Raw genomic sequence first — 15147 nt, forward strand, 5'->3', positions numbered from 1 at the left:
ATAATCAACTGTACTGTTGAATCCTTAAACTCTTGACTATATTTACTTTGTCTCATTTGCAACCTTTATTCATTTATTTTATCTCAGAATCTTTTAATTCTGAGTATGAATTTATGTTACCTCTCCATAGAACCATTTTCATATACATCATCAGTGAATCCTGGATATAGCTCTTCAAAACCTATTTTCATAGCTTCTACTGCTGCATCAAAGTCATCAAATGTACCGAAATCTACACAATGGTCATTGAAATATTTGTTATATTGGCTTATTTTGTAATAAGTAGTACTAAAATCTTGTGGATTTCTGAAAGTTTTAAAAGTCACAAACTCATCATTTGTACCTTCTCTTTCAACTATTGCATTTGTGAGATTTTTATAATCTTCAAAAACTTGAGAGTTTTTAACTTCATCTTTGAATATTTTTACATATCCAACATTTTTTGTATTTATTATTAATTTTTTCATTATTTTTTACTCTTTCTTAGTATAAAAGCACTATGTGCTATTGATTAACCAAGAGAGTAAGCACTATTATCCATAGAGGATAAAGTTTTACCCTCTATGGCAACAGTTTTATTTTTATATTAAATTAGACAATAAAAAATCCTCCAAAATTAATTGGATTTCAAAATAACAGTAAGTTATATTATTGGATTTTTATTTGTGTGTTAAGTTATTTTATATGAATATACAGAACTTATAACTCTAAGTCTTGCTATTTTTTTTAGTTTGAACCGTGTTTTTTCTGAGAATATTTTGATTGACCGTTATTATAACGATTTTGTGCAACCACAAATATTCCACCAATAAAAAGTAAAATTGTTCCTAAAATTTCTAGTATCATTTTTTTTCCTTTTGATAGTGACTTCTTATAGATGCTCCAATTAGTATAAACATTATACCATAAGATAAAACAAAAAATAGGAAGTTTTCTTTTAAAATATATTCATAAATTCCTGCACCAGTTACACTTCCTCCAATCATATACAACGAATCACCAAATATATGCAATTTGTTATCTAATTTTGGATGAGTGATTATTTCCATATATACATAATCTATTTTTTCTTTTAATATTTCCAAAAAGAATAACAAAAAGATAAAAACAATTTCTATAATGATTATTTCCATTAAATTCTAAGTTTATTTAGATTTTCAAGGATAACTTTATCAGTAGGTACATATTTCAGATATTTGTTAATTGTTTCCATTTGCGTGGAGTGGATGAGCTTATGAACTTCTTTAGTAATTAATACTAAATTGTTATAGTTATCTAATCCACCTTGACTTCTTGGTTTAATGTGATGACATTCCATACTTCCAACTTCTAACTCTATACACCTCTTTACTTGATGGACTAATATCAAGACCTGTTTTTGTAATTATAGTTGCAAACCTAACTAGCTTCTGCTAACACTTCATCAGAAAGCAGCATCAAATCATTTGGAATATTCTTATCATATAAAATCTCATACATTTTTACCTCTTTGTCTAAGTTCTTTTATTAACTCATCATGAGAAATTGAATGTTCAAGTTTACCATTTGGCATTCTTTCATCTATAATATCTGCTATTGCATGGTATTCAAGAGAATTATCAGCCAACTCTTTTATTCTTTGGTATTCATCAAAAGCTATCATAACAACTTTTGGTTTATTACTTTTAAATATAGCAATCTTTTCAATAGTATTAGATGCTACACTTTCAACAACACTATTAAGCGTTCTTCCTAGTTCTGTTATACCAATCATCTCTTTTTCTGTATATGAAACCATTGTATATCCTTTTCAATGTATTATTAACTGTATTTTAACACACCTTTTTAAATGTATCTTTAAATATATGTGCAATTTTGTTTTTATAGGAAATCAAAGGAGTGGCTTTTGCACCAATCGATAATAGCTTATTATAACATTAAATTTATGATAGAATTTTAGGAAATACTAGATGCAGACACAGTTTGAACAGTCCCCTCAGAAAAGTTCTTGAATATAAACTAAATAGTATTAATGGAGTCTCTTTAGTGTTTCTTATCCGACCTTGATATGTCTCTTCACTTCTGATTAAAAACATAAGGGATATTCACCATATTATTGTCATCATTCCCATCAAATTCTTTTTTACTTATCTCTTTTTTAAAGAGGAGAGACGAGTATGTCTTTTCTTGAGGACTCTTCTTATCAAATAAGGTCTCATCGTTAATTTTTAAAAGCTCTTCACTCTCTTCTAAGGCATCTAATCCTCTTAATACATCAATAAACTTTTCTAGTGTAATCTTTCCATTTATTTCAAACTGTTGATAGCTACGATAGCTCATTCCTATGTGTTTTGCAAAAGATTTTTGGTCCCCATAATGATGCATATTTTGCTTACGCTTTTGTTTTGCTCTTCGTGCCAATTCTTTGATAATTTCTTCTGTTGATGCTAAACTGAAATCTAATTCTTTCATAGTTTATCTCCTTTACTGAACAATTCATCTACAATATTTGTCTCATCCAATATTTGATTTGCAAATGCCTCAGGAATGCCATAACTAAGGCAGTCTTTTACTAATTTTGTGTGCTTAATCTCTATCATCATTTGAATATTCTCTTTCAAAAATGATTCACTAATATTATATGGTTTAAAAACATCTTTTAATTGCTCAAATGTAGCACGATTAAGGGAATAGTTACCTAATAGCATTTGATGATATCCATTGCTCGTATATGTTAGGTCATACGCTGGGGCAAAGGCCCATTTCCCTTCGCTATTCATTAAAAATGAAAAGTTACGGGAATGATCATCTCTGTTTCCAAAAATTGCATTGAATAGAATAATCTTTACCATTTGTTCTTTATGAACTTGATGTAAATTGAGTTTCTGAGCAATTCTAAACATATCCATATAATCATTATATGTCTCCTGAGGATTTTGATGCATCATACCTGATAAGGAGTGCATATGAAATCTTTCATTATTCCGTCTATCGAATCTATATGTTACAAAATGAGAACGGCCATCGTGTTCTAATAACTCACAAGTACTCATAGTAATACCAGATTCTTTTGCAAATAAATGATACAAATACTCTAATTTAGTAGGAATAGAAGCTTCTTTATACTTTTTCCCTAATGTTGGGTACATTGATATATCGCGATCATCATATTTAATGATAACAGGATAATATCCTTTAGGAAAATTTCCTTGTTTTCTTGTTAAACTTATAGTTTTATCTTTGGGATTAAAACCTACCATCGCTTTTGCTCTTGCTCCACCACCAGCAGAATTTGAAACAGCAATAAGTGTTTTTAATGTTAGCTTAGAATTATGATTGTTTTCATAATCTTCAATTAAAAGCTTTTTTGACTCAGCATATAATTGTGAGACATTTAATATTTCTTTATAATTATCTGTTTCGTATAAAGATGGATGAAATTCTAAAGCACCTAATGTATGGCTACCCAAAAACTGTAATCTTTCCATAGTCGTAGGCCTTCTTTTTAGATGCTCATAAATAAAGCGATCCATGTAATTCATACCATAGCTACCAGGTAGATGATCACTAATTAAACCAGGTAATCCATATTGATATTTAAGGTGAGAAAAATTGTATACATTTTGACTTGTTACTGGCATCTTGACAGGGGAGAAATCAAGGTTGTTAGTTTGTAAATATTTAAATTTAACAATACCTTTGTGTTCTACAAGCTGTCCAACATCATTTCCCCATGCTTTAACATAAATCATTTAGCTTCCTTAATATACTATATATTTGTATATTATAGTACTTTTATAGTAAAATATACATAATTTTAGTATATAAATTTTTTTATTAAAGTTTATTTATCTAGTAATTTTAATTCCACTTCATTTAATGATTTTAAAGTATCTGCATCCAAATATTTCTTTACTGTTGTAAAACTTATTCATTTTATTTTAATGTAGAATTATTTAAATTCTTTGTCTGAAATAAGGTTACCACTCCAGGTAATATTTGACCTTAAAAATATGGTGACACAAAAACGGCACATTAACTAGCTAAATTCGATGGCTTGGTAAATTAGTGTTAAAGTTATTTTAATGTACAATAATTACTATTTAAAGCCTTGGAGAGTTTATGTATAAAATATTGTTGCTTATGTTTATTTCACTTTTTTTTGTTTCTTGTAGTTCAAAAAATAATGCATTTAAGTATTTTGAAAAAGATGAAATCGAAACAAAAGGTGTTCAATACACTAAAAAAACAGATATATTAAAAGATAATGAAGTTGATGTTATATTTTGGGCAACTTATTTAAACAAAGTAGATAAGAAAATTTCTGATACAAATGAAGAATTATTTCTAGTTTCAGTTTATTTTACAAATAAAGAATCACAAGATATTTTTGAAAATAATTACTCATTTTTACTAAATGAAATAGAACCAACTTCATTTGAGAAAGTTGATAAAGATAATGAAAACTTCAAAAGTTTAATGTTAAAAAATAATTGGGGAAAATATTATTTAGTAAAATTTAAAAGCCAAGATGTTTATAATTTAACTATTAAATTAAAAAATGAAGCTTCTAGTTCAGCTCAATTAAGCTTTGAAAAATAGTTGAGAAATCTATTTTATTTTCATTATTTAGATAATTATTATAAATATAATAATTAGCTAATACTTTCTTCCCATATTCTCGTGTTTCAGCAAAAGAAATTAATTCCATACTTAAAAAAGGTTCATATTTAGCTCTTGTTTTAAATAAACCTTTTTTTAATTGAGACCTTGTATATCCTGCTCCACCATTGTATGCATAAGCAATAAATAAAGGATTGTTATTAAATTGTTTCACTAAATCATCTAAATGAAAACTTCCATATCTTATATTCATACTTGGAATAAATTGTTCATAAATATTATAATCTTCATTTAGTTTTTTGGCTATATCAGATGATAAAAATGGCATGATTTGCATTACGCCTTGAGCAGATGAAAATGAGATAGATGAAGGTATAAAATGACTTTCTTGTCTGGCTATTGAATAAATTAATACTTGTTTGTCTACATCATAATTTTTTACTATATTCCTATAAGGTGTAATGAAATATTGTTTTTTATATTTATTAAATCTTTCTAAAACAAAGGCATGATGAGCTAGAGTATTTTCATCTGAAAATAAATCTTCATATTTTTGAAGTTTAGATTCATCAAAATTCTTTTTTGTATCATCTAAAACTTTCATCCATTCAAAAGGATCATATATATTAAATGATGATTTTGTATTTTTTAATGGAATAGAATACTCAATATTATCGATTTCTAAATTGAGTAATTCTTTTGCATATAATGAATAAATATTATTATCCCAACTTAGAGCTAATTCTTCAAGATATAGTTGGTTTTGAGTTAATAAATAAATCCAAAATAAGCATTTGTCTTTTGATGTTCTTAAATATGTTTTTTGATTTGCTTCATTGAAAAATTTTAATGCAACATTTAAATTGTCATTATTTACTGCATTAATTCCTAATGAAAACAAATTTTCAGAATTCATTTGAGGATTATTTTCCACTGATAATAAAGATTTTTGTAAATTAACTAAGCTTTTATCATAAATCACATATCTAAGAAATCTCTCAAAGTTTTTACTTTTAATAATTTTATTTATTAATTCTTGATTTAAAGATTTATTAAAAAACTTATTTCTATACTCTTTATTTAAATCAAAAAATAGTCGAGAAAATCTATCCATATCTGAATTTATCAAAGAATTAAAAGGATTATCTGATGCAATTATTTGTAAATCTTTTTTTAAAGTAGGGTAGGCATCAAGTTTAGTAATAAAAAAATGTAAATCATTTTTTGAAATTTCAGTAGCTTCATTTAAAGATAATCCTAATGCAATACATTTAGAATCTTCTTTTTTTAGTTGTTCAATTGTCGCACGATAACATCTTAATTCTTCTGGTGGTAAAGTTTTAAATTTTTTATTATAAGCTTTCTTAACATTAGAATTTGATTCATTTGCCATATCATAAGCTACTTTTGCATCTTCAATTGAAGTATCATCTTGTTCTAAATATTGAAGAATAAAGAAATCTTTAGCAGTAGATTTAGGTTTTTGTTCAAGCCATTCTATTGTAACTTTAAAATCTTTTTTAAACATATCTGTAGTGTTTGTTGAAGCACTAACAGATATATTAAATAAAAAAATTAAATAAATACTAAATACGAGTTTTTTCATATACTAAGAATGATTTTAAAATAGGATATTTTTTAAGAAAGTTTCTAAAAATATTAAAGCAAAAATCAAAATAATAGGTGCTAAATCCATTCCACCAAAAACAGTTGGAATATATTTTCTAATAAGTGCATAAGCTGGTTCTGTTAATCTATAAAGCATTTGAACTATAGGATTATAAGGATCTGGTCTAACCCATGATAAAATTGCTGAAATAATAATAACCCATTTATATAAAAATATAACACTTAAAACAACAGTAAATATCGAACTTAAAAGTGCATCTATCATTTTATAATTTCTCCTAAATAATTTTTAACTAAAGGATAAATATCAGAAATATTAGGTCCATTATCAGCACCTGTTAAAATATATCTTAATGGCTTAAATAAATTTTTACCTTTTAACTCTGTTTGCTCTGAAACATACTTTTTTAATTCTTCAAAATCATCAAAAAATGGCGCTTTTTCTAAACAATTTTTTAATTTAGAAAATTCTTCTTCAAAACCTTCACAAGAAGTTTTAGGTGCAAAAATTGGAGCAATTTTTTCTTTTATCTCTTTTATCGTACTAGCTTCTTCTAAAAATAATTTTCCAAGTTTCCCAATATCAGCATCAACAAACCCTAGGATTTTAGAAAGTCTTAATTCATCAATAGTTTGAAGATGTTTTCTATTTATAAATCTTAATTTATCAATATCAAACTTTGCAGAACTTCTTGAAATATTTTCAATTTTAAACCACTCAATTGCTTCTTCTAAGCTAAATATTTCAGTTGGAGTTTTATTTCCCATTAAAACTAAATAATTTGCAATAGCACTTGGTAAAAAACCTTCTTCAATTAGCCATTTTACTGAACTAGCATCATCTCTTTTTGACATTTTTTTACCAGTTTGAGCATTTAAGATAATTGGAAGATGAACATATTTAATCTCTTTTGTATAACCTAAAGAGTTTCTTATATGAATTTGTTTTGGAGTATTCGAAACATGATCTTCACCACGAATTACAATTGAAATATCCATAATCATATCATCAACTGAACAAGCATAGTTATAAGTAGGCGTTTTATCTTGTCTTAAAATAATAAATGAATCAACATCAAAAGGTGCATAATCAAAATTTCCTTTTAATAAATCAGTAAATTTAATATTTGATTCTGGTTTTTTTATTCTAACTGTAAAAGGTGCATTTGTATTTAAAACTGTTTCGTCAGATAAAGTTTCACAAAAACCATCATATCTAAATGGTTTTCCATCTTTTATAGATTGTTCTCTTAATTCATCTAATTTTGAATCAGAGCAAAAACAAGCAAAAGCTTTTTTTTGAGTCATCAGTTGAAGCGCCATTTTTTGGTGATATTTTAAAGAATCACTTTGATGAACAACACTTTTATATTCAATTGAAAAAAGATTAAGAATTTCTAAAATTTCTTTATCTTTTCCCTCAATATTTCGTTCAACATCTGTATCTTCAATTCTAATAATCAAATCTTCATTTAATTGTTTTGATACAATATAATTAAAAATAGCAACTCGTAAGTTACCAATATGCATATCTCCTGTTGGACTTGGGGCAAATCTTAACAAAATTATTTCCTTACTATTGAGAATGTTAAATTGTTAATCTCATTGTGAGATTTTATATAATTATTTAAATCAGCTAATTCTAAATTTTGAATTTTTTCTAATTCTTTTTGTGAATAATTAGGCTCTAATCCTCTATAATATAAAGTAAAAGCACTATTTAGTCTTTGAGACAATATTTCACTTCTTAATGGTTCACTTCCAGTTAAAAAGTTTTTTGCTGCTATTAATTCGTCATTCGTTACACCATTTTTAACAAAATCTTCAATTAATTCACCAACTAATTTTTTAGCTTCATCTGCGGTTTCATTTTTTGTTTGTAAATAACCGTTAAAATAAGAATGAGATTTATTTATAGAAATTGAACCATAAGCACTATAAGCTAATCCTCTTTTAACTCGTATTTCTTCCATAAGTCTTGAACCAAAACCAGAACCACCTAAAATAAATGAAGCAACTTTTGCTTTATAATTTTCTTCATCTTTAGAACTAATATTAAATGAACTTCCAAAATAAATATAAGCTTGTTGAGTATCTTTTATTAATACTTTTTCTTCTTTTTTAGAAGTAAAATTTACTTCTTCTAATTGAGCTTTTTTACCAACATTTAGTGTTTCTAAAAGAGGTTTTACTAATTTTTCAAACTCTTTTAATTCAAAATCTCCGCCTGCAACAATAATTAAATTTTCTAAACAAATAGTTTGAGTTATAAAGTTTTCTATGTCCTTTAATTCTATTTTAGAAATAGATTCAATCGTTCCAGAAGCTGAATTTTCAAGAGCTGTTCCTTTAAAAAGTACTGATTTTAGTTGATTATTAGCAACATAATCAAAATCATTTTCTTTTCTTTTTAATGAACCTGTTTGCATAGTTTTTAATTTATCTAAAGTATCTTGTGTATAATTTGGAGATTTTAAAAGTGTTGTTAAAAGTTCAATTCCTTTTTTTGATTGCTCTTTTAAATTTGATAACTCAATAACAAAAGTTTCAAAACCATTTGAAGTAGCCAAAGAAATAGCATTTTCTTCTAATTCTTGAGCAAATTTAGTAGCTCCTAATTCTTTTGTTCCTTCATTTAAAAGTTTTGAAGAAAGACTTACTAAACCACTTTTATTTTTATCTTGAATATATCCTGAATTTTGAAAAACTAACTGAAGATTTAAAATCGGTAAAGCTTTTTGTTCTTCAAAAATTACAGGTATTTGAACACCTTTTATATCAATATGCTTTATTGTAGCACTCATTAAACTTCCTTGTAATATTAAGAGAATAATTAAAAAATAATATTTTATTTTCATTAGATTTAGAACCTTTCTAAAATCTCATAAGCTGTATTTCTTTTTGCAGGATTTTCGCCTATATCTTTTATAAGTCTAATCATTTCATCTTGATTCATTCTGTTTGATGCACCTGCTGCTTTTACAACATTTTCTTCCATCATTGTACTTCCTAAATCATTTGCTCCAAATTTTAAAGCTAATTGTCCAACATAAGAACCTTGAGTTACCCATGAACTTTGCATATTTTTAAAATTATCCAAATAAAGTCTTGCAACTGCTAATAATCTTAAATATCTATTTGAAGATTGTGGTTTAATATCTGGAATTTCTGCTTTTAATAAAGTATTGTTTCCTTGAAAAGACCACATAATAAAGGCTCTAAATCCACCTGTTTTATCTTGAAGATTTCTAAGTAATTCCCAATGCTCGATAATTTCTTCATCAGTTTCAACTGTTCCAAACATCATTGTGGCTGTCGTTTTCATACCAATTGAATGAGCTAATTCATGAACTTCAATCCATTCAGCACTATCCATTTTATTTGGTGCAATAATATCTCTTACTCTATCACTTAAAATTTCAGCACCAGCTCCTGGAACTGAACTTAGACCTTTTGCTTGAAGTCTTTTTAAAACTTCTAAAATAGAAATTTTTGAAATTTTTGAAATATACTTTATTTCAATTGCAGAAAATCCATGAATAGTTATTTGAGGATATTTATTATGAATATGTTCAACTAATTCTTCATAATATTCAATTTTTAACTTTGGATGAACTCCACCTTGAAAAAGAATTTGAGTTCCACCAATTTCCAAAAGTTCATCTATTTTTTGATCAATTTCATCAAATTTTAAAACATAAGAATCTTCATCTTTCCCATGTCTAAAAAAGGCACAAAACTTACAATCAACCCAACAAACATTTGTATAATTGATATTTCTATCAACAATAAAAGATGTTGTTTTATCAGGATGAAGTTCGGATTTTTTTTCACTTGCTAATATCCCAAGTTCTAATAATGAAGCATTTTTTATTAAATTAAGTGCATCACTATTTGTTAATCTCTTACTTTTATCAATATTCATTCTTTTAACCATTAAAAACTAGAACCTAAAGAGAACTCAAATGAAGATGTTTGATCACCTGGTTCATTATCAAGAGCTTTTGCAAATATTAACTGTAAAGGTCCCATAGGTGAAATCCACTCAAGTAAAGCTCCTGTTCCAGATCTTTTAATATCACCAAAAGAGTCTTGACCAATCATTCCATAATCATAGAATACTCCCCATCTCATTTTTGCACTTGGAATTAAAGGAAAACTCATTTCAGCTGAATTTGCCCATAAATTTTTATATGGATCTGTTTTATAACCTGTTTCATTTTGAGGGAATGCATAAGATTTATATCCTCTTAGAGTTTTTGCACCTCCAAGATATAAAGAATCTCCTTGATTAATTTGTCCATTATCAACTAAAATTTTCATTTGTGTTTTAAGTCTTAAAACCCAATCTAATTCTGCTAAATCTTCAAGTGAATAGAAATATTTTCCATAAGTAGTTGATTTTAAATATTTAGAATCTCCACCAACACCTGCATATTCAAGTGATGTTCCAAGTTTCATACCTTCTCTTGGAAAGTAGAAATCATCTGTATTATCAAAATTTAAATATGGAGTAATTGAACTTGAAATATAATCTTGAGATTCATAAATTTCTTTTGTTCTATCTCTTGTTGCTAAAAAATCTGAAGAATAATCATAATCTTCACTTACAAAATCTAGTCTATATCTAGCTCCTGCATATAAATCTCTAACTAATTGTTTTCCAATAGCAACAGAGAAACCTTTTGTATCTATATTTGAATCATATTTATCTCTATTAATTTCAGCTTTTGTACTATGAACTTCAACTTCACCATTATAATCACTATCATTAATAGCTGGATTTTTTAAACTTAACTCAAATCTATTACTTCTTGCAGATAAATCAGCACTTAAACCTAATCCTAGACCTGAACCAAACATGTTAACTTCAGTAATAGATCCATTTACCATCATTTTATCGTAAGAACCATATCCTCCACCTAACATTAATGAACCAGTTGCTGCTTCTGTAACTTTTACAACAATATCAAGTTTTTCGTCACTAACTCTTTTTTCTTCAATATTAACACTTTCAAAGAATCTTGATCTTTTTAATTTATTAGTTGAACTTTTGAAATCAGTTAGATTATATAAATCTCCAGGAGCTAAATAAACATCTCTTCTTACAACTCTATCAAGAGTTTTTGTATTTCCAGATATTTTTACATCATTTATATAAACTTTTTTACCTGGAATTACATTATAAACAACATCAACTTTTTGATTTTTTTCATCTTTTATTAAATCAAATTTAACATCAACAAAAGCATAACCTTTATCAGCTACTTGAGTTCTTATGTACTCTTGATCTTGTCTTAGTTTTTTTATATTAAATGTATTTCCAACAATTAATTTTAATTTAGGATAAATAGTTTGTGGATCAACAATAGAAGAATCTAAATATATTTTTATACCACTAGTAGTATATTTTTCACCCTCAGCTATAAAAAAATCTAATTTTGCTTGATTTGATGCAAAATCTATATCTAAAAAGGGTTCTTTTACTTGTGCATCTAAATAACCTTTTTCATAATATAATTCATTAATTCTTTTTGCATCATATTTTAATTGATCAATTTTTACTTCACCATCATTTTGCCCAAACCACCAAGAAGCAAACTCTATTTCTTTATTAGCAGTTACATGATCAAAATCATCTTGTTCTAATTTATTTGCACCATGATAATTTGCTTTTTTAATGATTATTTCATCACCTTTATTTACATTAAAAGTAACTTTTAAAGATTGGTCATTGATTCTTTCAATTTCAGTTTCTACAACAGAATTTATAAATCCTTCACTAGCTAGCATACTAAGAAGCTTTTCTTTTGCTTCTTTTACTCTTTTTTCAGTATACATAGCACCTTTTTTTAAATTTATGGCACTTCTAACAGCATCCAAATCTTCAGGTCTTGATTTATAACCTTTTATATCAACATTTGAAATAGAAGGTTTTTCTTTAAATATAAATTTCAAAATACCATTTTCACTTGAAACTGCAATATCATCAAAATAACCATACTTATAAAACTTAAGTACAGCATCATTTAACTTATCTTTATTTAGTTCTTCACCAACTTTCATTGACAAAGTTTCATTTAAAATTTCCGGAGATAACTTATTTACATCTTTATATTCTATTGATTTTATTGTATCTGCGCTTAGTGCTGCTGCACAAGCTAAAGAAAATAGTACGACTTTATTTTTCACAACTGTCCTTAATTTCATTATAGGTCAATAATATAGCTAAATATAGTTTATATAAATATTAAGATATAATTTTATTTCAAATTATTAGAAGGGTTATATTTTGAATATAGGAATTATTGGTTTAGGACTAATGGGTGGTTCTTTAGCAAAAGCTGTAAAAAGATATGGAATTGCTAACAAAGTTTATGGTTTTACAAATAGTGAAAAAAATAAAAAAGATATTTTAGATTTAAATTTAGTTGATGAATTGGTAGATTTAGAAACACTAAAAAAAGTTTCAGATGTTATTATATTGGCAATTCCTGTTGATGCAATAATTGGAATGTTTCCAGATTTTTTAGATATAAACGAAAATACAACTATAATTGATATGGGTTCTACAAAAGAATATATTGTAAAAAGTATTCCAAAAAAAATTAGACAAAATTTTATAGCTGCTCATCCAATGACTGGAACTGAAAAATCAGGTCCAAAAGCTGCTATTGATGATTTATATGAGGGAAAAACAGTTGTTTTTTGTGATTTAGAAGACAATGGCAATTTACATGTAAATAAAGCTTTTAAAATTTTCCAAGCAATTGGAATGAGAATAGTTGTAATGGATAGTAATCAACATGATATTCATGCATGTTTTATGTCACATTTACCTCATATTTTATCTTTTTCTTTGGCAAATACAGTTATGAGTCATGAAGATCCAAAATCAATTATAGCCCTTGCTGCTGGTGGATTTAAAGATATGAGTAGAATTGCAAAATCAAGCCCTAGAATGTGGGGAGATATTTTTAAACAAAATAAAAAAAATCTTTTAGCTTCTATTGATTTATTTGAGAATCAACTTCAAAATGCAAAAAAAATGCTTGAAGAAGATAATTACGAATTATTAGAAGAGTGGATGAAAAAAGCAAACACTCTTCATGAGATACTATAAATATAGTATCTCTTTTAGTTTATACTGTTAATTGCTTCAAAAACTTTTATTGCTTGATAGTGTTCTTTTACATCATGGCATCTAATAATTGAAGCACCATTTTTTATTGATTGCAAATGAATAGCTAAAGTTCCAGAAAGTCTATCTTCTATTGAAGTTGGGATTATTTCATTTATCATTGATTTTCTACTTGCACCTATTAATAATTCATATCCAAAATGTTTAAAATGTTCTAGATTTTTTAATAATAAAAGATTATGTTCCAAAGTTTTTCCAAATCCAATTCCAACATCTAAAACAATATCTTTTATTCCAAAACTTTGAGCTTTTTGTATTTGGTTCTTAAAATATTCATTTATTTCTAAAATCACATTTTCATAAAAAGGTTCTTTTTGCATGGTTTGTGGATTATTTTGCATATGCATTATCACAACTTGTGCATTATATTTTGAAGCTATTTTGCAAACTTCATCATTTTGTAATCCTGTAATATCATTTATAATTTTAAAACCTTTATTTAAAACATAATCAATTACTTTTGGAGAATAAGAATCTATTGAAAAATCAACTTTTTCATAGTATTTGTTTTTATAAATAGTGTCAACTATATCTTTTATTCTTAATAACTCAATATTTTCATCAACTGCAATACTTCCAGGTTTTGAAGAAACAGCACCAATATCAATAATGTTTGCACCATCTTCAATCATTTTTTCAATTAGAAAAGAAGCTTGAGAATTATCAAATCTACTATTTTTAAAAAATGAGTCTTCATTTGCATTTAAAACACCCATAATTTTTGTTTTGTAGTTTTGCTCTTTTACATAATCTTTTAAAGATTTAGCCAACTCTTTTAAACCAAAAGGCTGAGCTAACTCTTTTCTAGCTAATGTTTCAAAATGTTTTGTAGTTCCTATTAATACAGCATCTACATATTTATCTTGAGCAATTATTACACCACTTGGAACTGCTAACTCAGCTCCAATTGATAAGGCATCTTGTTTTAAAATATTTGCAGCACCAACATGCATATTTTTTATATATAAAGTATGAAGTTTTGATTTTTTTGAAAGAATTGAAATTCCTCCACTATCACAACCTAAACTCTCATAAAACTTCTTTGTGTCACTTATTGATATTTTATATGTTTGCATATAAAACCTTTTTAATGTTTATTTTTTTGATTTGCAATTGATAAAAGTAGGGTAGTTATTACATTTATTGGTCTTGAATTTAATTCAATTAGTTTTATTGATTTTGAAAAGAAATCAAGTTCTTTGTGAGATAATTTGATTTTTTGTTTATTTACTTTTATTAAAATTGTTTCAACAATCTCTTTTGCTTCACTTTTAGAAATTTTCTGATTCTCTTTTAAAAAATTATAAATATCTTTTAAATCTAATTTATTTAAATCTAATATTGATTCTTTTTTTAAGATAGATTTTTTAAGATTTTTGTATGCCAATCTTGAATAAATTGTTGGAAGTAAAGATGATTTTGAATTTGTAATAATTATAAATATAACATTTTTAGGAGGTTCTTCTAATATTTTTAATAAAGAGTTTTGAGCCTCTTTTCTAAAAGTTGTTCCACATAAAAAAATATATTTCTTTTCACTTGTTGCAATATAAGCTTCTTTAATAGCTAAAGTTGCTTGAAGTAATAAAAACTCTTCTTTTTCTTCATTTTTAATAATTCTTGTCGAGTGCGCAGGATAATTTGGTAATAACTCACTTAAAGTTGTTTCAATATCATTAACTATTAAAATAGTTGAATAATCTATAAAATTCATC

The 15147-nt window shown here is 26.2% G+C and carries 16 protein-coding genes; 2 read left to right on the forward strand and 14 right to left on the reverse strand.

Going from position 1 to position 15147, the window contains the following annotated elements:
* Positions 1–116: 116 nt before the first annotated feature.
* The 6 genes from B0174_RS07580 to B0174_RS07605 all read right to left on the reverse strand — a co-directional run bounded on the left by B0174_RS07580 (position 117) and on the right by B0174_RS07605 (position 3731).
* Positions 117–467, reverse strand: a complete 351-nt coding sequence (locus B0174_RS07580; RefSeq protein WP_108559297.1) for a hypothetical protein — start codon at positions 465–467, stop codon at positions 117–119.
* 375 nt (positions 468–842) lie between these two features.
* The gene (locus B0174_RS07585) at positions 843–1133 is read right to left on the reverse strand and encodes a hypothetical protein (protein ID WP_108559299.1); all 291 of its coding nucleotides are present in this window, start codon (positions 1131–1133) and stop codon (positions 843–845) included.
* On the reverse strand, positions 1133–1369 hold the full coding sequence (locus tag B0174_RS12450; protein ID WP_407641250.1) for an HNH endonuclease signature motif containing protein: 237 nt from the start codon (positions 1367–1369) through the stop codon (positions 1133–1135). Before B0174_RS12450 ends, B0174_RS07585 begins: the two co-directional genes overlap by 1 nt.
* 102 nt (positions 1370–1471) lie before the next feature.
* A complete protein-coding gene (locus B0174_RS07595) occupies positions 1472–1777 on the reverse strand; it encodes a type II toxin-antitoxin system Phd/YefM family antitoxin (RefSeq protein ID WP_108559301.1) in 306 nt (101 codons plus the stop codon).
* A 278-nt stretch (positions 1778–2055) separates the two neighbouring features.
* Positions 2056–2451, reverse strand: coding sequence for a hypothetical protein (locus B0174_RS07600; RefSeq protein WP_108559303.1), 396 nt, complete (start codon positions 2449–2451; stop codon positions 2056–2058).
* On the reverse strand, positions 2448–3731 hold the full coding sequence (locus B0174_RS07605) for a type II toxin-antitoxin system HipA family toxin (protein ID WP_108559306.1): 1284 nt from the start codon (positions 3729–3731) through the stop codon (positions 2448–2450). Before B0174_RS07605 ends, B0174_RS07600 begins: the two co-directional genes overlap by 4 nt.
* A 370-nt stretch (positions 3732–4101) precedes the next feature.
* Here B0174_RS07605 and B0174_RS07610 point away from each other — a divergent pair, with 370 nt between their 5' ends.
* Positions 4102–4581: a hypothetical protein gene (locus B0174_RS07610; protein WP_108559308.1), complete on the forward strand. Its 480-nt coding sequence runs from the start codon at positions 4102–4104 to the stop codon at positions 4579–4581.
* On the opposite strand, the gene B0174_RS07615 is transcribed toward B0174_RS07610, so the two are convergent.
* The 6 genes from B0174_RS07615 to bamA are packed head-to-tail and all read right to left on the reverse strand — an operon-like array spanning position 4550 to position 12423.
* Positions 4550–6208 carry a lytic transglycosylase domain-containing protein gene (locus B0174_RS07615; RefSeq protein ID WP_108559310.1) on the reverse strand — a complete coding sequence of 553 codons (1659 nt, stop codon included), beginning with the start codon at positions 6206–6208 and terminating at the stop codon, positions 4550–4552. The genes B0174_RS07610 and B0174_RS07615 overlap by 32 nt on opposite strands.
* Before the next feature lie 15 nt (positions 6209–6223).
* Complete coding sequence (locus tag B0174_RS07620) at positions 6224–6496, reverse strand: YggT family protein (RefSeq protein ID WP_108559312.1); 273 nt, start codon at positions 6494–6496, stop codon at positions 6224–6226.
* On the reverse strand, positions 6493–7794 hold the full coding sequence (gltX, locus tag B0174_RS07625; RefSeq protein ID WP_108559314.1) for a glutamate--tRNA ligase: 1302 nt from the start codon (positions 7792–7794) through the stop codon (positions 6493–6495). The genes B0174_RS07620 and gltX overlap by 4 nt, the downstream gene beginning before the upstream one ends.
* 2 nt (positions 7795–7796) lie before the next feature.
* Complete coding sequence (locus B0174_RS07630) at positions 7797–9035, reverse strand: M16 family metallopeptidase (RefSeq protein WP_205663509.1); 1239 nt, start codon at positions 9033–9035, stop codon at positions 7797–7799.
* A gap of 59 nt (positions 9036–9094) precedes the next feature.
* Positions 9095–10168, reverse strand: a complete 1074-nt coding sequence (locus tag B0174_RS07635) for a dehypoxanthine futalosine cyclase (protein ID WP_108559318.1) — start codon at positions 10166–10168, stop codon at positions 9095–9097.
* Entirely contained in the window at positions 10168–12423 is a 2256-nt protein-coding gene (gene bamA / locus B0174_RS07640) for an outer membrane protein assembly factor BamA (RefSeq protein WP_228156434.1), read from the reverse strand. The genes B0174_RS07635 and bamA overlap by 1 nt, the downstream gene beginning before the upstream one ends.
* 100 nt (positions 12424–12523) lie before the next feature.
* Here bamA and B0174_RS07645 point away from each other — a divergent pair, with 100 nt between their 5' ends.
* On the forward strand, positions 12524–13354 hold the full coding sequence (locus B0174_RS07645) for a prephenate dehydrogenase (protein ID WP_108559322.1): 831 nt from the start codon (positions 12524–12526) through the stop codon (positions 13352–13354).
* 14 nt (positions 13355–13368) lie between these two features.
* Here B0174_RS07645 and folP read toward each other — a convergent pair whose 3' ends face one another.
* Entirely contained in the window at positions 13369–14508 is a 1140-nt protein-coding gene (gene folP / locus B0174_RS07650) for a dihydropteroate synthase (RefSeq protein WP_108559324.1), read from the reverse strand.
* Positions 14509–14519: 11 nt separating this feature from the next.
* On the reverse strand, positions 14520–15146 hold the full coding sequence (locus B0174_RS07655) for a DNA polymerase III subunit delta' (RefSeq protein WP_205663510.1): 627 nt from the start codon (positions 15144–15146) through the stop codon (positions 14520–14522).
* Position 15147 lies beyond the last annotated feature (1 nt).

This window comes from Arcobacter caeni (assembly GCF_003063245.1).
GTDB lineage: Bacteria > Campylobacterota > Campylobacteria > Campylobacterales > Arcobacteraceae > Aliarcobacter > Aliarcobacter caeni.

Excerpts from the sequence above, each read along its gene's own strand:
- B0174_RS07605 (WP_108559306.1), bottom strand. The coding sequence starts at position 3,731 with ATGATTTATGTTAAAGCATGGGGAAATGATGTTGGACAGCTTGTAGAA.
- B0174_RS07635 (WP_108559318.1), bottom strand. The coding sequence starts at position 10,168 with ATGGTTAAAAGAATGAATATTGATAAAAGTAAGAGATTAACAAATAGT.
- B0174_RS07585 (WP_108559299.1), bottom strand. The coding sequence starts at position 1,133 with ATGGAAATAATCATTATAGAAATTGTTTTTATCTTTTTGTTATTCTTT.
- B0174_RS07620 (WP_108559312.1), bottom strand. The coding sequence starts at position 6,496 with ATGATAGATGCACTTTTAAGTTCGATATTTACTGTTGTTTTAAGTGTT.
- B0174_RS07610 (WP_108559308.1), top strand. The coding sequence starts at position 4,102 with ATGTATAAAATATTGTTGCTTATGTTTATTTCACTTTTTTTTGTTTCT.
- B0174_RS07655 (WP_205663510.1), bottom strand. The coding sequence starts at position 15,146 with ATGAATTTTATAGATTATTCAACTATTTTAATAGTTAATGATATTGAA.
- B0174_RS07630 (WP_205663509.1), bottom strand. The coding sequence starts at position 9,035 with ATGAGTGCTACAATAAAGCATATTGATATAAAAGGTGTTCAAATACCT.
- B0174_RS07600 (WP_108559303.1), bottom strand. The coding sequence starts at position 2,451 with ATGAAAGAATTAGATTTCAGTTTAGCATCAACAGAAGAAATTATCAAA.
- folP (WP_108559324.1), bottom strand. The coding sequence starts at position 14,508 with ATGCAAACATATAAAATATCAATAAGTGACACAAAGAAGTTTTATGAG.
- B0174_RS07615 (WP_108559310.1), bottom strand. The coding sequence starts at position 6,208 with ATGAAAAAACTCGTATTTAGTATTTATTTAATTTTTTTATTTAATATA.
- B0174_RS07580 (WP_108559297.1), bottom strand. The coding sequence starts at position 467 with ATGAAAAAATTAATAATAAATACAAAAAATGTTGGATATGTAAAAATA.
- B0174_RS07595 (WP_108559301.1), bottom strand. The coding sequence starts at position 1,777 with ATGGTTTCATATACAGAAAAAGAGATGATTGGTATAACAGAACTAGGA.